Origin of the sequence: Aeromonas bivalvium (genome assembly GCF_000819765.1) — a bacterium.
Classification (GTDB): domain Bacteria; phylum Pseudomonadota; class Gammaproteobacteria; order Enterobacterales; family Aeromonadaceae; genus Aeromonas; species Aeromonas bivalvium.
Genome location: NZ_CDBT01000050.1, coordinates 1 through 615, shown reverse-complemented (window position 1 = coordinate 615; position 615 = coordinate 1). Strand labels below are relative to the sequence as shown.

Sequence of the window (615 nt, the reverse complement as noted above, 5' to 3'; positions counted from 1 at the left end):
CCATGACGGATGCCGCCGGCGCCACCAGCAGCGCCAGCCTCGTCATCACGCTGCAAGGGGCCAACGACGCCCCCACCGCCAGCGCCGACAGTGCCATCGCCATCGAGGCGGGCGGGCTCGACAATGGCACCCCGGGCAGCGACCCCAGCGGCAACGTGTTGACCAACGACTCAGACCCCGACCACAATGGCGAGGCCCTCACCGTCACCGGCGTCAGCTTCGGTGCCAGCAGCGCCGCCCCCGGCAGTGCCCTCAACGGGCTCTATGGCACCCTCACCCTCAATGCCGACGGCAGCTACACCTATGTGCTCGACAATGACAACCCGGCGGTGCAAGCCCTGCTGGCGGGCGAGACCCTCAGCGAGGTATTCGACTACCAGATTGCCGATCTCGGCGGCCTCACCAGCGCCGCCACCCTGACCATCAGCATCCAGGGGCGCAACGACACCCCGGTGGCGGTGGATGACACCGGCAGCGCCGTCGAGGCGGGGGGCGTCGACAACGCCACCCCGGGCAGCGATGCCAGCGGCAACGTCCTCACCAACGACACCGACCCCGATTCGGCCAACGTCGCCGAGAGCCGGACCGTCAGCGCCGTCAGCACAGGCGGCGGCA

1 protein-coding gene is annotated in these 615 nt (G+C 69.9%); it reads left to right on the top strand.

Going from position 1 to position 615, the window contains the following annotated elements; all coding sequences use genetic code 11:
• Positions 1-615 (top strand): VCBS domain-containing protein (locus tag BN1119_RS14670; RefSeq protein WP_041999504.1); only part of this gene is annotated, 615 nt, incomplete at both ends.